The 15,324-nt window shown below is 71.6% G+C and carries 15 protein-coding genes and 1 pseudogene; 7 read left to right on the top strand and 9 right to left on the bottom strand.

The genetic code is table 11. The features are described from left to right. Positions 1-59: 59 nt before the first annotated feature. From ABD126_RS35295 to ABD126_RS38920, 4 genes and pseudogenes are all read right to left on the bottom strand, one after another. Positions 60-1,499, bottom strand: coding sequence for a family 43 glycosylhydrolase (locus ABD126_RS35295; RefSeq protein WP_343939345.1), 1,440 nt, complete (start codon positions 1,497-1,499; stop codon positions 60-62). Next, on the bottom strand, positions 1,496-3,991 hold the full coding sequence (locus tag ABD126_RS35290) for an alpha-L-arabinofuranosidase C-terminal domain-containing protein (RefSeq protein ID WP_343939343.1): 2,496 nt from the start codon (positions 3,989-3,991) through the stop codon (positions 1,496-1,498). Before ABD126_RS35290 ends, ABD126_RS35295 begins: the two co-directional genes overlap by 4 nt. 33 nt (positions 3,992-4,024) lie before the next feature. Beyond that, entirely contained in the window at positions 4,025-4,378 is a 354-nt protein-coding gene (locus tag ABD126_RS35285) for a glycoside hydrolase family protein (RefSeq protein WP_343939341.1), read from the bottom strand. After that, positions 4,378-4,788 (bottom strand): annotated as a pseudogene (locus tag ABD126_RS38920) (hypothetical protein); the annotation flags it as partial. The pseudogene ABD126_RS38920 and the gene ABD126_RS35285, both read right to left, overlap by 1 nt. Positions 4,789-4,986: 198 nt before the next feature. Here ABD126_RS38920 and ABD126_RS35280 point away from each other — a divergent pair. The 4 genes from ABD126_RS35280 to yjfF all read left to right on the top strand — a co-directional run bounded on the left by ABD126_RS35280 (position 4,987) and on the right by yjfF (position 9,534). Continuing rightward, positions 4,987-5,958, top strand: coding sequence for an ABC transporter substrate-binding protein (locus tag ABD126_RS35280; RefSeq protein ID WP_343939339.1), 972 nt, complete (start codon positions 4,987-4,989; stop codon positions 5,956-5,958). A gap of 68 nt (positions 5,959-6,026) precedes the next feature. Further along, the gene (locus ABD126_RS35275; protein ID WP_343939337.1) at positions 6,027-7,526 is read left to right on the top strand and encodes a sugar ABC transporter ATP-binding protein; all 1,500 of its coding nucleotides are present in this window, start codon (positions 6,027-6,029) and stop codon (positions 7,524-7,526) included. Continuing rightward, positions 7,523-8,542: an ABC transporter permease gene (locus tag ABD126_RS35270; protein WP_343939335.1), complete on the top strand. Its 1,020-nt coding sequence runs from the start codon at positions 7,523-7,525 to the stop codon at positions 8,540-8,542. Before ABD126_RS35275 ends, ABD126_RS35270 begins: the two co-directional genes overlap by 4 nt. Further along, a complete protein-coding gene (yjfF, locus tag ABD126_RS35265; RefSeq protein ID WP_343939333.1) occupies positions 8,542-9,534 on the top strand; it encodes a galactofuranose ABC transporter, permease protein YjfF in 993 nt (330 codons plus the stop codon). The genes ABD126_RS35270 and yjfF overlap by 1 nt, the downstream gene beginning before the upstream one ends. A gap of 84 nt (positions 9,535-9,618) precedes the next feature. On the opposite strand, the gene ABD126_RS35260 is transcribed toward yjfF, so the two are convergent. Then, complete coding sequence (locus ABD126_RS35260; RefSeq protein WP_343939331.1) at positions 9,619-10,542, bottom strand: NHL repeat-containing protein; 924 nt, start codon at positions 10,540-10,542, stop codon at positions 9,619-9,621. A gap of 93 nt (positions 10,543-10,635) precedes the next feature. Between ABD126_RS35260 and ABD126_RS35255 the strand changes: the two genes are divergently transcribed. Together ABD126_RS35255 and ABD126_RS35250 are read left to right on the top strand one after the other, a co-directional pair. Further along, positions 10,636-11,550 carry a LysR family transcriptional regulator gene (locus ABD126_RS35255; RefSeq protein ID WP_343939328.1) on the top strand — a complete coding sequence of 305 codons (915 nt, stop codon included), beginning with the start codon at positions 10,636-10,638 and terminating at the stop codon, positions 11,548-11,550. 74 nt (positions 11,551-11,624) lie between these two features. Next, positions 11,625-12,032 (top strand): peptidase inhibitor family I36 protein, encoded by a 408-nt coding sequence (locus ABD126_RS35250; RefSeq protein WP_343939326.1) that lies wholly within the window; start codon positions 11,625-11,627, stop codon positions 12,030-12,032. Here the strand turns inward: ABD126_RS35250 and ABD126_RS35245 are convergent. Beyond that, a complete protein-coding gene (locus tag ABD126_RS35245; RefSeq protein ID WP_343939324.1) occupies positions 11,921-12,781 on the bottom strand; it encodes an AfsR/SARP family transcriptional regulator in 861 nt (286 codons plus the stop codon). The genes ABD126_RS35250 and ABD126_RS35245 overlap by 112 nt on opposite strands. Before the next feature lie 68 nt (positions 12,782-12,849). Continuing rightward, positions 12,850-13,095, bottom strand: a complete 246-nt coding sequence (locus ABD126_RS35240; RefSeq protein WP_343939322.1) for an FBP domain-containing protein — start codon at positions 13,093-13,095, stop codon at positions 12,850-12,852. Between ABD126_RS35240 and ABD126_RS35235 the strand changes: the two genes are divergently transcribed. After that, entirely contained in the window at positions 13,094-13,648 is a 555-nt protein-coding gene (locus tag ABD126_RS35235) for a TetR-like C-terminal domain-containing protein (protein WP_343939320.1), read from the top strand. The genes ABD126_RS35240 and ABD126_RS35235 overlap by 2 nt on opposite strands. 6 nt (positions 13,649-13,654) lie before the next feature. On the opposite strand, the gene ABD126_RS35230 is transcribed toward ABD126_RS35235, so the two are convergent. Together ABD126_RS35230 and ABD126_RS35225 are read right to left on the bottom strand one after the other, a co-directional pair. After that, positions 13,655-14,617 (bottom strand): DMT family transporter, encoded by a 963-nt coding sequence (locus tag ABD126_RS35230; RefSeq protein WP_343939318.1) that lies wholly within the window; start codon positions 14,615-14,617, stop codon positions 13,655-13,657. Positions 14,618-14,746: 129 nt separating this feature from the next. After that, positions 14,747-15,304 (bottom strand): TetR/AcrR family transcriptional regulator, encoded by a 558-nt coding sequence (locus ABD126_RS35225; RefSeq protein WP_343939316.1) that lies wholly within the window; start codon positions 15,302-15,304, stop codon positions 14,747-14,749. Between the last annotated feature and the right edge of the window lie 20 nt (positions 15,305-15,324).

The raw sequence follows: 15,324 nt of genomic DNA, 5'->3' as shown, positions 1-15,324 counted from the left end.
TTGTCCACCACGCCGGCGACGCGCGGGGGCAGGTCCGCGCCCCCGCGCGTCGCGGGCGGTCAGCCCACCCGGAAGGTGGCCCGCTGCCGCGCCTCGCGGGACGTCCCGAGCCGCGCCATGACCAGCCGTCCGGTGTCGTGCGTGACGTGCAGGTCACCCTGTCGGAACACCAGCCCCGCCCGGCTCTCGTCCCGCACGAAACTCGCCGCGCGCCCGTAGGCGTCGGTGTCCTCGTACGGGTCGATGCGCAGGTCCGTGCCGTCGGTCCGCACGTACCGGTCGGGGAAGTTCACCGACTGCAACGCCACCGTGCCCGCGCCCAGGAACCCCGCGACCACCCGGAACTGCGAGTCGGCCAGGTCGCGGACGTCGCCGTCCACCCGCATCCGGTACTCGTAGTGCCGGACCACCGCGTGCGGCGCGTCCAGCGGGTGCAGTCGCACGGGCGGCTCGCCCCGACCGACCGGCACGCCGAAGCTGGGCGTGCCGTCGGCGTTCCAGTGCAGCCGCTGCGCGCGGGTGTGCCGGTTGGGGTCGAACAGCGGGTCGCCGGTGATGTCGCGGTAGTCCCGCGCGTGGTAGACCAGCACGTCCACGTCCCCCACGCGGGTGAACGAGTTGTGCCCCGGCCCGTACTGCGAGGTCGCCGCGTTGGTGGTGAACACCGGCCGCGGCGACTTGGTCCACGACCGCGCGTCGAGCAGGTCGGCGTTCTCGTCGGCGGTCAGCAGGCCCATGCAGTACCGGGCGTCGGTCGCGCTGGCGGAGAAGGTGACGAACACGCGGCCGTTGCGGATCAGCACCGCCGGCCCCTCGTTCACCTTGAACCCCTGGACCTCCCAGTCCAGCGTCGGCACGGCGATGCGCACCGGCGCGGACGCCAGCGCCAGCGGCGAGGCCATCTCGGCGATGTAGAGGTTGCTGTTGGTGGCGATGCCGGGTTCGCTCTGCGCCCACAGGAAGTACCGCTTGTCCCGGTGGACGAACGTGGTTGCGTCCAGGGTGAACGAGTCCCACCCGGTCACCATCTGCCCGCGCAGCGTCCACGTGGCCTCGCGCGGGTCCGCCGACGGCGACTCCAGCACGTAGGTGCGGATGCGGAAGGGCTGGTCGGAGTCGCCGGCGGCGAAGTAGATGTACCACTTGCCGTCGATGCGGTGCAGTTCCGGAGCCCAGATGTACCCGCCCATCGGGCCGGACGACGGCCGCCGCCACACCGTGCGTTCCCGGGCGGTGGCCAGTCCGTCCAAGGTGGACGCGCCCCGGACCACGATCCGGTCGTATTCCGGCACCGATCCGGTCAGGTAGTACATGCCGTCGGTGGGCGGGGTGACGAACGGGTCGGCCCGCTGCTCCACCAACGGGTTGCGCGAGGTCAGGACCGGTGTGGCCGGCGCGGCGGCCTCGACGTCCTGGGCGACCGCCCGACCCGCGGGCAGGGCGCCGGCGGCGGCCACCGCTCCGCCGGTCAACAGCAGGGATCGACGGCTGAGGCTCACGACAGTCTCCTGTCCTTGATGCGGACGAACGTCACGGAGTGGGCCGGGAAGGTGTGGGTGAACGAGGTCTTCACCCCGCGCAACGTGGTCTCCCTGGCCCGCACCGGCTGGAAGAACTCGGTGTTCATATCGTCGGGACCGCCTTGGACGGTGGTCACCTTGGCGGTGTTGGCCACCGCCACCCGGTTGCCGAGGTCGAGCTTGACCCGGGCGGGCGAGGCCTGGGCGTTGACCACCTTGACCACCAGTTCGCCGGTGGCCAGGTCACGCGTCACGACCTGGCGGAACGGCTCGGCCACCTCGTCGTCGGTGAACTCGCCCCACTTCTGCCCGTCCAGGAACAGCTCGACGTGCCGCCCGCGCACCGAGACCCGCAGGTCGTAGGTGCGCCCGGTCTCCACGCGCGTCCCGTTGGCCAGCAGGGTGGACTTGCCGCCGCCGACCGCCTTCTCCACGGCCGACTGGGTGTTGTTCCAGCCGCCCAGGTTCCACCAGTAGAAGTTGCCGGTGTCCTTGACGCCGAACGCGACCAGGAACCCCTCCGCGCCGGACAGCTTGGTGGCCTTGACGTTGAGGTCGTAGTCGCGCCAGTTCACGTCGCCGGCGGTGACCAGGGTGTCCTGCGCCGCCGCGTCGGACTGCACGTACCGGCCGCCGGAGACCGCCCACGAGCCGCGCCCGGCCGCCCGCGTCCACTGCGCGTCGGTCCCCGAGAAGTCGTCGGAGAACAGCTTCGCGCCCGTGGCGGAGGTGACGGAGACGTCGTCGTAGGCGGCGCTGGTGGCCCAGGTGGACAACCCGATCGCGCCCGTGATCGGCCCGGCGACCGAGGGCGTGGAGGTCTGCGTGCTCGGCACCACGTGGTCGCCCACGTTGGTCATGAACAGCTTCTGCACCTCGTAGTTGGCCGAACCCCACGACGCGTGGTTGTTCAGCCAGATCATGTCCGGCTGCCACTGCACGTAGTCCTGGTTGGCGAACAGCGGCGCGTAGGACGCCAGCTTCACCACGTCGGCGTTGCGCTCCAGGCCGGTCATGTACGCGGCTTCGGCGAGCGCGTTGGACAGCTTGTTGCCCTGCGAGGCGTACTCGCCGAGGAACACCTTGGGGCCGTTGCGGTCGTAGCTGTCGTACCGGTTGTTGTTCTGGAGGAACCAGTCCGGGCTGTTGTAGTAGTGCTCGTCCACCATGTCCACGCCGCCCTGCCTGTTGAGCTGCCACAGGCGGTCGAACGTGGCGCCGGTGTCGTCCGGGCCGGAGTTGCTGATCACCGTGATGTCCGGGTGCTTCGCCTTGATGGCGTCGCGGAACCGCACGAAGTTGGCGAAGAACTGGTCGGGCAGGTTCTCCTCGTTGCCCACGCCCAGGTGGGTGAGCTTGAACGGCTCGGGGTGGCCCATGTCGGCGCGCAGCCTGCCCCACGTCGAGGTGGCGGGGCCGTTGGCGAACTCGATCAGGTCGAGGGTGTCCTGGATGTGGCGTTGCAGCAGGACCGGGTCGTCGGTGGCGCGGTTCTGGCCGCAGCCGGTGACCAGCGCGGGCACGACCGGCAGCGGCATCGCGCCGATGTCCTCGGCGAACTGGAAGTACTCGTAGTAGCCCAGGCCGTAGGACTGGTTGTAGCCCCAGAAGTTCGCGTTGGTGGGCCGCTGCTCGACCGGGCCGACGGTGTCCTTCCACTGGTAGGAGCGGCGGCGCTCCCAGTCGGGGGCCTCGTAGCCGTAGTGGCTGTTGACGTTGACCAGGCAGCCGCCGGGGAAGCGCAGGAAGCCCGGCTTGAGCGCGGCGACCTTCTCGGCCAGGTCGGCGCGCAGCCCGTTGGGCCGGTTCTTGTAGGTGTCGCGCGGGAACAGCGACACCATGTCCAGCCGCAGGGTGCCGGTGCCCGCGCCGCGGACCGCGAGCCGGCCGACCGTGCTGGACTTCGCCGCCAGGAAGCTGCCGGTGTGCTTGGTCCAGGCGTCGCCGCGGACCTGGACGGTCACCGCGTCGGCCAGCGGCGCGCCGGCCGGGTCGGTGAGGGACGCGGTCACGGTGGTGGCGGGCTGGTCGGTGCGCGCCCACACGGAGAAGTCGTAGCGCTTGCCCGCCACGACGTTGACGCCGGAGTTGTAGCCGGAGTTCACCACCCCGGCGGGCAGGCCCAGCTTGAGGTAGCGGCGGTTGCGCTCGTGCAGGCGCTGGTCGTCGTCGACGACCTCGATCGTGCCGCCGGCCAGCGGCGCCCACGACGTGAGGCCGCTGTAGGAGGCGTTGTCGACGCGGTCGTACTCGAACGACCGGTTCTGCACCAGCTCGGCGTACAGGCCGCCGTCGGCGGCGCGGTTGATGTCCTCGAAGAAGACGCCGTACATGCTGTCGGCGATGTCGACGCCGCGGGCGGTGGGGTCGACCGTGACCGTGTAGTCGGTCTCGGCGGCGGCCTGCGCGCCGGGGACGGCGGCGGCCAGGCTCGCGGCCAGCAGGGCGGCGAGCACGCGTGGTCTGCGCATGGGTCGGTTGGGCTCCTGTCGATTGGCGGTTCGTCAGGGGAAGGCGGCGCGGACGCGGTCGAGCTCCGCGCGCGTGACCGGCAGGACGGTGCCGTGCCGGGGTCGGCTGGGCAGCGCGTAGGAGGCGGACATGGTCCACCGGCCGGAGGCGAGGTCGGTGGTCTCGAACGGCACGTAGCCGCGTCCGCCGAACTCGTCGATGAACAGGTACCACTTGTCCTCGGTGTTGGACTTGAACACCGTCGGCCCCTCGCCCTGCCGGATGCCGGGGCTGGTGGCGGTCGCGGTGAGGGTCGCGGTGAGGGTCGCGGTCGCCGGCGGGCTGCCGGGGCGGGCCTGGTGACCACGCCGGCGCCGGTGACCACCGCCGGGTCGCTGGAGGTCCACGTCAGCGCCGAGCCGTACGGGCCGGTGGCCGGGAGCGTGAGGTCGGCGGTCAGCGCGGAGGTGTCGCCCAGGTCGAGCAGGGCCACGTCGCGGCGGGCGCGTTCGGCGTCGGTGATCAGGCCGATCCCGCGGACCTGTATCGAGACGGTCACTGAATCGAGTCCGCGCGGCAGGTGGTCCGGTAGTTTCACGTGCCCGTCCACGCCGCCGAGCGCGCGACCCTCGGCGCCCAGCGGGGTGGTGTCGCCGCTCGCCACGGCGTGGCGGCCGTGGCCGGAGGAGTCGGTGACGGTCGTGCCCGAGGTCTCGTCCAGCGCGTAGCGCACCACGAGCCCGTCGGCGGCTTGGGCGGGTGGTGCGGTCAGGAGGGTGCCCGCCAAGGTCGGCACGGCGGCCGGGGAACGGATCATGCCGACGTCCTCCTCGTCGTCGGGAAGTGGCGTCGCGGTGGCCCGCGCCACAAAAGTGAGCGCTAACATAGGTCGCCTGCTCGAACGGTGTCAACGATGCAAAATCGTCGTGACTCAGGCCTTGACTCGCCGATTGTGAACGCTCACTCTTGTCCACCAAGTGACCACGGTCACCGCGGTGGAACTCGGAGGAAACCAGTGCTGAAGAAGATCACGGCAGCCGCAGGCGTGGTCCTGCTGAGCGTGCTGACCGCGTGCGGCTCGGGCGACGGCGGGACGTCGTCGCCGGCGGGCGCGAGCGACGGCATCACCATGGGCTTCGCCCAGGTCGGTGCGGAGAGCGGGTGGCGCACGGCGAACACCAAGTCGGTCCAGGACGAGGCGAAGGCCGCCGGGGTGGACCTGAAGTTCTCCGACGGCCAGCAGAAGCAGGAGAACCAGATCAAGGCGATCCGGTCGTTCATCCAGCAGAAGGTGGACGTCATCGCGTTCAGCCCGGTCGTGGAGACCGGCTGGGACGCGGTGCTGGAGGAGGCCAAGGCCGCGAACATCCCGGTGATCCTCACCGACCGCGCCATCGACTCCGACGACGACTCGCTCTACGCGACCTTCCTCGGCTCGGACTTCGTGGAGGAGGGCCGCAAGGCGGGCAAGTGGCTGGCGGAGAACGCCGGCGGCCCGGTGAACGTGGTGGAGTTGCAGGGCACCACGGGTTCCGCGCCCGCCAACGACCGCAAGAAGGGCTTCGCCGAGGCCATCGCCGCCAAGCCGGACATCAAGGTCGTGGAGTCCCAGACCGGTGACTTCACCCGTTCCGGCGGCAAGCAGGTCATGGAGGCGTTCCTGAAGTCCGTGCCCAAGATCGACGTGGTGTACGCGCACAACGACGACATGGGCCTGGGCGCGATCGAGGCCATCAAGGCCGCGGGCAAGGTGCCGGGCAAGGACATCAAGATCATCACCGTGGACGCGGTGAAGGACGGCATGACCGCGCTGGCCGCCGGCGAGATCAACTACATCGTCGAGTGCAGCCCGCTGCTGGGCAAGCAGCTGATGGACCTGGCGAAGAAGGTCGTGGCGGGCGAGCAGGTGCCCAAGCGGGTGGTGACCGAGGAGACCACGTTCACCCAGGAGCAGGCCAAGGCCGCGCTGCCCACCCGGCAGTACTGACCCCGGAGCGGTCCCCGGCGCGGTGGGCGCGGCGGGGACCGCTCCGACGCACCCACGAAGGCAGATCCATGACCGAACCGGTCGTCGACATGCGGGGCATCTCCGTGGAGTTCCCCGGCGTCAAGGCGCTGCAAGGCGTCGATTTCCGGCTGTTCCCCGGCGAGGTGCACGCCCTGATGGGCGAGAACGGCGCCGGCAAGTCCACCCTCATCAAGGCGCTCACCGGCGTGCACCGCCCGACCGGGTTGATCCGGCTCAACGGCGCGGAGGTCTCGTTCAGCGGCCCCGGCCAGGCGCAGGAGGCGGGGATCAGCACCGTCTACCAGGAGGTCAACCTCTGCGGGAACCTCACCGTCGCGGAGAACATCCTGCTGGGCCGCGAGCCCCGCCGGTTCGGCCGCATCGACGGCCGCGCGACCCGGCGCAGGGCGGCCGAGCTGCTGGAGCGCATGGGCCTGACCATCGACCCGGGCTCGGTGCTGGCCGAGCACCCGATCGCGGTGCAGCAGCTGGTGGCCATCGCGCGGGCGGTCGCCGTCGAGTGCCAGGTGCTGATCCTGGACGAGCCGACGTCCAGCCTGGACGCGAGCGAGGTCGCGGAGCTGTTCCGGATCATGCGCGTGCTGCGCGACGAGGGCGTGGCGATCCTGTTCGTCTCGCACTTCCTGGAGCAGGTCTACGAGATCTCCGACCGGATGACGGTGCTGCGCAACGGCCGGCTGGTCGGCGAGTACCGCACGGCCGAGCTGGGCCGGCTGGACCTGGTGTCGGCGATGCTGGGCCGGGAGCTGCGCGTGCTGGAGGAGCTGGAGGGGCAGGCGCACCCGGTGGACGACCGGCCGGTGCTGTTGCGCGCCACCGGCCTGGGGCGCAAGGGCGCGGTGGAGCCGTTCGACCTGGAGGTGCGGGCGGGCGAGGTGGTCGGGCTGGCCGGGCTGCTCGGGTCGGGGCGCACGGAGCTGGCGCGGCTGCTGTTCGGCGCGGACAAGGCCGACTCGGGCACGCTGGAGTTCGACGGCAAACCGCTGCACCTGCGCGGGCCGCGGCAGGCGATCGCGGCGGGCATCGGGTTCTGCTCGGAGGACCGCAAGGCCGAGGGCCTGGTGGCGGAGTTGAGCGTGCGGGACAACCTGGTGCTGGCGTTGCAGGCCTCGCGCGGCTGGACGCGGCCGTTGTCCCGGCGCACCAAGGACGAGCTGGTGGAGAAGTACGTGGCGATGCTGGACATCCGGCCCGCCACGCCGGACACGCCGATCCGCAACCTCTCCGGCGGCAACCAGCAGAAGGTGCTGCTCGCGCGGTGGCTGGTGACCAAGCCGAGGTTGCTGGTGCTGGACGAGCCGACGCGCGGCATCGACGTGGGCGCGAAGGCGCAGATCCAGAAGCTGGTGGCGGAGCTGGCGGCCGAGGGGGTGGCGGTGGTGTTCATCTCCGCCGAGTTGGAGGAGGTCGTGCGGGTGTCCGACCGCGTGGTGGTGCTGCGGGACCGGCGCAAGGTCGCCGAGCTGCGCGGCGCGGACGTGGACGAGGTCATGGCGCACATCGCGGGCGGGAGGGCCGCCGCGTGAACCGGCTGTGGTGGCCCCTGGGCGCGCTCGTGGCGTTGCTGGTGCTCAACGTCGTGGTGACGCCGTCGTTCTTCTCGATCCGCATGCAGGACGGGCACCTGTACGGCAGCGTGATCGACATCCTGAAGAACGGCGCGCCCACGTTGCTGATCGCGTTGGGCATGACGCTGGTGATCGCGACCCGGGGCATCGACCTGTCGGTGGGCGCTGTCGTGGCCATCGCCGCCGCGGTGACCTGCGAGTACATCGCGGGGTCGGGTGACCCGGGCAGCGCGACGACGGCGTTGGTGGGCATGGCGATCTCGCTGGGGCTGTGCCTGGTCCTGGGGCTGTGGAACGGGTTCCTGGTCGCCGTGCTGCGGATTCAGCCCATCGTGGCCACGTTGGTGCTGATGACGGCCGGGCGCGGCATCGCGATGCTGGTGACCGACGGCCAGATCATCACGGTGAACAACGAGACCTACCGGTCGGTGGGCGCGGGCTTCGTGCTGCTGCCGCTGGCGATCCTGATCAGCGTGGCGGTGCTGGCGCTGGTGGCGGTGGCGACCCGCAAGACCGCGCTGGGCCTGCTGATCGAGGCGGTCGGGGTGAACCCGGAGGCCAGCCGGCTCGCGGGCGTGCAGTCGCGGACGATCATCTGGACGGTGTACGTGTTCGCGGCGCTGTGCGCGGGCGTGGCCGGGTTGATGATCAGCTCGAACGTGAGCGCGGCGGACGCGAACAACGCCGGGTTGTGGATCGAGATGGACGCCATCCTGGCCGTGGTCATCGGCGGCACGTCGTTGGCGGGCGGGCGGTACTCGCTGACCGGGACGCTGCTGGGCGCGCTGGTGATCCAGACGTTGACCACGACCGTCTACACGGCCGGGATCGCGCCGGAGATCACGTTGGTGTTCAAGGCCGTCGTGGTGGTGCTGGTGATCCTGGTGCAGTCGCCGAAGGTGCAGTCGCTGTTCCGGCGGCGACCCACCCGGCCGGTCGCGGAAGTGTTGAAGCCGCAGGAGGTGGCGAGCTGATGGCCGCCCAGACTTTCCCCAAGGCGCTGTCGGTCGGGCGGGTGCCGGCGCGGCACCTGCCGGTGGTGGCGACGTTCGCGCTGTTCGTGCTGACGTTCGGCGCGGGATCGGTGTCGTTCGACAACTTCGCCTCCGGGCAGGTGTTCACGAACCTGTTCATCGACAACGCGCACCTGATCGTGCTGGCCGTGGGCATGACGTTCGTGATCCTGACCGGCGGCATCGACCTGTCGGTGGGGTCGGTGCTGGCGCTGTCGACGATGATCGCCGCCGCCGGGGTGAAGGCCGGGTGGCCGGTGCCGCTGGTGGTCGTGGTGGTGCTGCTGACCGGGTCGGTGCTCGGGCTGCTGATGGGCTTGATGATCCACAAGTTCGACGTGCAGCCGTTCATCGTGACGCTGGCGGGCATGTTCCTGGCGCGCGGGCTGTGCTTCGTGATCAGCATCGAGTCCATCAGCATCAAGGACAAGGGCTACCGGGCGCTGGGCATGGACCGCATCGCCCTGGGCGGCGGGGTGTCGATCACGAACAACGTGCTCATCGCGGTGGCGGTGCTGGTGGCGGCGATGTACGTGCTGCACCTGACCCGGTTCGGGCGGACCGTGTACGCGTTGGGCGGCAGCGAGCCGTCGGCGCGGCTGATGGGGTTGAAGGTCGGGTTCACCAAGGTCGGCGTGTACGTGGTGAGCGGGTTCTGCTCGTCGTTGGCCGGTCTGGTGTTCTCGTTCTACACCGCGTCGGGGTACGGGTTGCACGCGGTCGGGATGGAGTTGGAGGCCATCGCGGCGGTCGTCATCGGCGGGACGTTGCTGGCCGGTGGCGCGGGTTACGTGCTCGGGTCGGTGGTGGGCGCGCTGGTGCTGGGCACGATCCAGACCATCATCAGCTTCGACGGCACGCTGAACTCGTGGTGGACGAAGATCGTGATCGGGGCGCTGCTGCTGGCGTTCATCGTCCTGCACAGGCTCATCGTGCGGCGCTCGTCGGCGTGAGCCGGTCGGCGCGGTGGCGGTCGTGCACGCCCTCGGGGGGCGAGCCGGGCCGCCACCGCGCCGACCAGCGCGGTGGCGTCACTGTCAGAACTTGTCGAGCGCGATGGCGTCGTAGGTGGTGGTCGGGGTCGGCGGGGTGCTGAAGCGGCCGTTGACCAGGTAGAAGCGGTTGCCCCAGGCCGCGACGGTCGCGGGCACGTCGAACCGGGGATCGGTCAGCTGGACCACCACCCGGGCGCTGGACGCGTCGGCGCTCAGCTCCAGCTTGGTGAACAGGTTGACCCGGTTCTGCACCACGTAGAGGTTGCGGCCCTCGCGCAGCAGCCCGTCGTTGCGGGTCAGGACGACGCCGCCCAGGTCGATCTCCTTGGTGACGCCCTGGTGGTCCACCCGGAACAGCTTGCCGGTCGAGGTCTGGCCGATGACGAGGCCCTCGCCGTCCGGCGTGGTGACGATGCCGTTGGCGTTGGCGACGTCCGGGATGTCCTCCATCTCGCCGGTGAGCGGCACGCGGGTGACCTGGTCGGGCCGGGGCAGCTCACCGCACGGGCCCAGCGGCAACCGGTACAGGGTCGGCTCGTCGGAGTCGGTGACCCACACCGCGTCCCGGGTGATCACGAGGTCGTTGACGAACGACTCGCCCTCGAACAGCTTGTAGCTGGTGATGGTGCGACCCGAGAAGGCGTCGAGGACGCGCAGGTCGCCGCCCGTGCCGCCGGCGACGAACAACCGTGCCCGCCGCGGGTCCACCTTGAGCCCCAGCGACGGCGTGCCCGGCCCGGCCGCGAGCACCCGGCCCCGGCCGGTGGCCAGGTCCACCTGGTGGATCGACCCGTCGGCGCGCGAGCCGAAGTACGCGGTGGGCCACGGGCCGATCGCGATGCCCTCCGGCATGAACCCGTCGGGCAGCGGGAACCGGGTGGGGAACGCGGTCGCCCCCGCCGTCCCCGGCACGAGCACCGAAACCCCGAGTGCGGCGACCGCCGCCAACACAGCGCGTCTGCGCATGGATCCTCCCCTGGTGGTCTGTGGGCGGAAGTCTCACCGGTGCGGCCGGGGCGACTCCAATACCGCGTGGACCTGGCGACATACCCTGTGGGCATGTCGATCGACCTGCGGCTCATGCGCTACGTCGTGGCCGTCGCCGACGAGGGCGGTTTCCAGCGGGCCGCCGACCGCCTGCACGTCGCGCAGCCCGCGTTGAGCCGGCAGGTCGGGCAGCTGGAGCGGACCCTCGGCGTCGAGCTGTTCACCCGGCGGCCCACGGCGTTGACCGACGCGGGACGGGTGTTCGTGGCCTCGGCCCGGCGCATCCTGGGCGAGGCCGACCGGTTGGCCGAGCTGACGCGCGCGGCGGGGCGGGGCGAGTTCGGCACGGTCCGGCTGGGGCACGTGGTCAGCGCGTCCTTCGCGGCCGTGCCGCACCTGGTGGACGTGGTGTCGCGGCGCTACCCGGGGTTGCGCGTGGAGACCACCGAGGCGTGGTCGGCGGAACTGGCCGAAGGGCTGCGCTCGGGCCGGTTCGACGCGGCCCTGTCCCGAAGCCTCCCCGACGACCCCGACCTGGACCGCTGGACGGTGCACCGCGAAGACCTGGTCGTCGTGGTGAGCGATCAGCACCGGCTGTCCACTCTGGACAAGGTGACGCCCGCCGACCTGAAGGGGAGCGAGTTGCTCCTGTCACCTCGGCACCTGCCGTCGTGGCGCGCCACGGTCCTGTCGGCGCTGCACCCCGGCACGGTGGTGCGGGACTCGCGCATGCCGGGCTGGCGGCGGTTCGACGAGCTGACCGCCGAGACGTTCGCCGTGGTGACCGAAACCGTGGGCGCGCACCGGGCGCCCGGCACCACCGCGCTGCGCTTCGCGGAACCCCAGTCGGTCGGCCTGGACCTGGTGTGGCGCCGGGACTCCGCGTCGCCGGCGCTGCGCCTGCTCGTGGACCTGGTCCGGGAACCGCGCTCCGCGCCCACCGAGAGGTGGGACCGCTCCGCCGGCGCGGCTTCATGCTTGCACTGAGAAACTACATAGGACGGTTCGCCAGAGTGGTTGCCAGGCAGAGAAACACCGAGCCACACGAGGGGGAACCACCAGTGATCCGCAAGCTTCTCACCGTCCTGGGCGGCCTGGCCGTCGCCGGGGCGCTGTCCACCACGCCCGCCACCGCGCAGGACGCGGTGTACCGGGGCGTCCAGCAGTCCGACGCGTCCGCCAAGGCGTGGGGCGACTGCCCGGCCGACCGGTCGTGCATCTTCGCCGGGCTCGGCGGCGGCCGGCCGTTCGCGCACTTCGCCACCGGCGACGGCGACCTCGGCGACTCGTCCGGCCCGCGCGGCATGAACAACCGGACCAAGAGCGTCTGGAACCGCACCGGCCAGGACTGGTGCTACTACGACGCCGCCGGGTTCAACCAGCTCATCTTCATCGTCGGTCCCGGGTTCCAGGGCGACCTGCTGCCCGAGCACCGCGACAAGGTGACGTCGCTGCGCCCCTGCCCCTGACAGCAGAGCGCCGCGGCCGGGTGGGAACGCCCGGCCGCGGCGCCGCGCAGGATGCCGGTGTGCAGGTCGCGCAACCACTCGGACGGCTCGACCCCGAGTTCCCGCACCAACATCCCGCGGAACGCGGCGTACGCGTCGAGCGCCTCCACCACCCGCCCCGACATCGCCAACGCGGTCATCAGCTGACCCCGGAACCGTTCCCGCACCGGGTGTTGCGCGACCAGCGCGGTCAGTTCGCCGACGACGTCCCGGCCCAGCGCCAGATCGGCGTCCACCCGGTCCTCCCAGGCCGCCATGCGCTCCTCGTCGAGCCGCGCCGCGAGGTGCGCCGCGCCCCGGACCTCGACCAACGCCGGTCCGCGCCACCGCGCCAACGCTTCTCGCAGCCGATCGGCGCCGGCTTCGACGTCCCCGCGCGCGAGCAGCTCACGCCCCCGGGCCACGTCCCGCCGGAACACCTCGGGTTCCAGCTCGGCCTCCGCCGCCCGCAGCACGTACCCGGGCCGCGCCGTGGCGATCCGGTCGCGTCCCAGGACCCGGCGCAACCGCCAGACGATCCCGTGCAGTTGCGCGGTGGCCGACGCCGGCGGCACGTCCCACAGCTCCTCCGCCAGGCGGTCGGGCGGGACGACCGCACCGGCGTGCGCGGCGAGCGTCGCCAACACCACCTTGAACTGCGGCGCGCCGATCGGGACGTCCTCCCCGTCCCGTTCCAGCCGCACCGGCCCCAGCAGTCTGAACAGCCACATCCCGCACCCCCCGGCAGGTCCGTGTCCAAGGCCACTGTGGCACGGCCGGGAGGCGGGGTGTCAGTGCATCACCCGTTCGAGGAACGCGCCGAGGTGCGCGGTCGTGCGCGCGGCCTTCTCCGCCACCGACAGGCTTCGTGGATCCGCCCGCCGGGTCCCGCGTCCCGCTTCCCGCGCAGGTAGAGCGAGCAGGCGAGGTCGGCGCAGAGGTAGATGCCGACGGAGTTACCGAGCTGCCCCTCCTTGCCCGCTTCGCGCGCGGTCATCAGCGACACACCATCACCCGGATGGGTGGTCAGGCAGATGGCGCACATGGTGCGGCGGGCAGTCCCGTGCGGGGTCGCCGACCTGGCGGACGAGATCGGCTTCGAGGCGGTGACCGTCTCGGCCCTGGCCCGCCACTTCGGCGTGAAGGACGCCAGCCTGTACTCCCACGTCCGCAACCTCCAGGACCTGAAGCTGAGAGTGGCGACCCTGGCCCTGACCGAACTCGCCGACCAAGCCGCGGCGGCCCTGGCGGGTCGAGCCGGCGAGGACGCCCTGATCGCGTTCGCCACCACGTACCGCGCCTACGCCCACGAACACTCGGGCCGTTACGCGGCGATGCGCACGGACATCCCGCGCGACTCCCCCGCCGTGAACGCCGCCCGCCGCCACTCGGACCTGACCAGGGCGATCCTGCGCGGGTACGACGTCGAGGAGCCGGACCAGACGGACGCGGTGCGGATGCTGCACCCCACCCTGCACGGCTACGTCCACTTGGAACTGTCCGGCAGCTTCGGCCACACACCCCGCCCGTCGGAAACCTCCTGGCAAGCCACCCTGACCGCCCTGCACGCCGTGCTCACCGACTGGCCCTCCGCCTGATCCGACTCACTTCGCGATCTGGACCAGCACCGAGCCGGCGATGAGGAGTGCGACGCCGGCCAGGCGGGCGGTGGTGAGCCGGCGGCGGGGCAGGCGGAACAGGCCGTGGTGGTCGATGAGGGCGGACGCGAGTTGTTGGCCGGTCACGGTGAACGCCACCGTGGTCGCCGCGCCGATCTCCGGGATGAGCAGGAAGGTGACCGTCACGTAGGCCGCCGCGCACGCGCCGCCCAGCCAGCCCCACCACGGCATGCCGCGCAACCCGTCGAACCCCGGCTTGGGCGTCCTGCCCGCAGCCACCAGGACCGCGAGCACGACCGCGATGGCCGCCACCGCGACGGCGAAGCTGATCAGCGCCACGGCGAACGGCGCGCCGAGGTCGCCGCGCAGCTCGGCGTTGACCGCGCCCTGCACCGGCAGGACCCCGCCCGCGACGACGCCGAGCACGAGCCAGCCGGTCTGGCCGCTCAGCGCGGGGCGGGTGTCGGCGGGTGTGGCGGTGCCGGGTCCGGCCTTGATCGCCCGGTTCTGCCCGCGCACCACCACGGAGATGCCGACGACGACGGCCGCCGCGCCGACCACGACCAACAGGTTCGGCGGCACCCGTTTCACCCCGAGGTGACCGCCGAGGTCGAGCACGAGCGAGGCCAGCATCTGGCCGGTGACCCACAGGCCGACGGTGGTCACCGCGCCGAGCCGCGGGATCAGGAGGATGCCGCTGGTGATGTAGAGCGGACTGGCCAGACCGCCGAGCAGGTGCCACCACGTCGCGTCCCCGATCCCGCCCAGCGCGCCGAGGCTGCCGGTCACCACCGCCACCACGGCCAGGAGGCCCGCGGCGACCGAGAGCTGGAGCGTCGAGGCCCCGTAGGGCGTGCCGACCGCCCGGTTGAGCTGGAGGTTCACCGAGGCCTGCACGGCGAGGAGCGTGCCGACGAGCAGCGCCGAGGCGAGGAACGCGAGGTACATGCCCGCCATGCTAGGCACTAAGTGGACACAGTGTCCACTTAGTGGCGGCGCAGGCGTCGCGGTAGGCGTTCGGCGTGGATCGCGCGATCTGTGACCCGGTGATCGCCGTGTTCGCCGCCGGACCGCAGATCACCCGGCTGCGAGGCCCAGTGCGTTCCACACGCGGATGAGGACGCGGTCGCGGCGGGCCGGGGCGAGGTCTTCGAAGCCCGCCGTGACCAGGCCGTCGACCACGACGTCGAGGGTGTCGGCGACGACCTCCGGTTCCGCGACGCCCGACCGCCGGACGAGGCCGCGCAGGTGGTCGTCCCACCAGGCGTTGAACCCGTCCAGTTCGGCGCGCAGCACGGGTTCGGTCGGCGCGGCGATCAGCAGGGACAGCCAGAACCGGTGCACCCGGTCCCCGGTGTCGGCCACCGCCCACCGGACCAGCGCCCACAGCGGGTCGGGCGCGGCGGCCATCGCGCGTTCGGCCTGGGCGCGGCGGACCGCGAGTTCGCGGCGGACGGCGAGGCGGAGCAGGTCGTCGCGGTGGGGGACGTAGTGGGTGACGACGGAGGTGGACGCGCCCAGGTGGTCGGCGACGGCGCGGATGGTGACGGCGGCGAAGCCCCGTTCGGCGGCGATCGCGACGACCGCGTCGGTCACGGCGGCGAGGCGGGCGGCGTGGTCTACCTGGCGGGGCACGGCCGGGAGCCTACCTTGTC

The organism is Saccharothrix mutabilis subsp. mutabilis (assembly GCF_039521145.1).
Taxonomy (GTDB): Bacteria; Actinomycetota; Actinomycetes; order Mycobacteriales; family Pseudonocardiaceae; genus Actinosynnema; species Actinosynnema mutabilis.
Note: the sequence above shows the minus strand (reverse complement) of the source record. Positions and strands in the feature narration are given on the sequence as shown.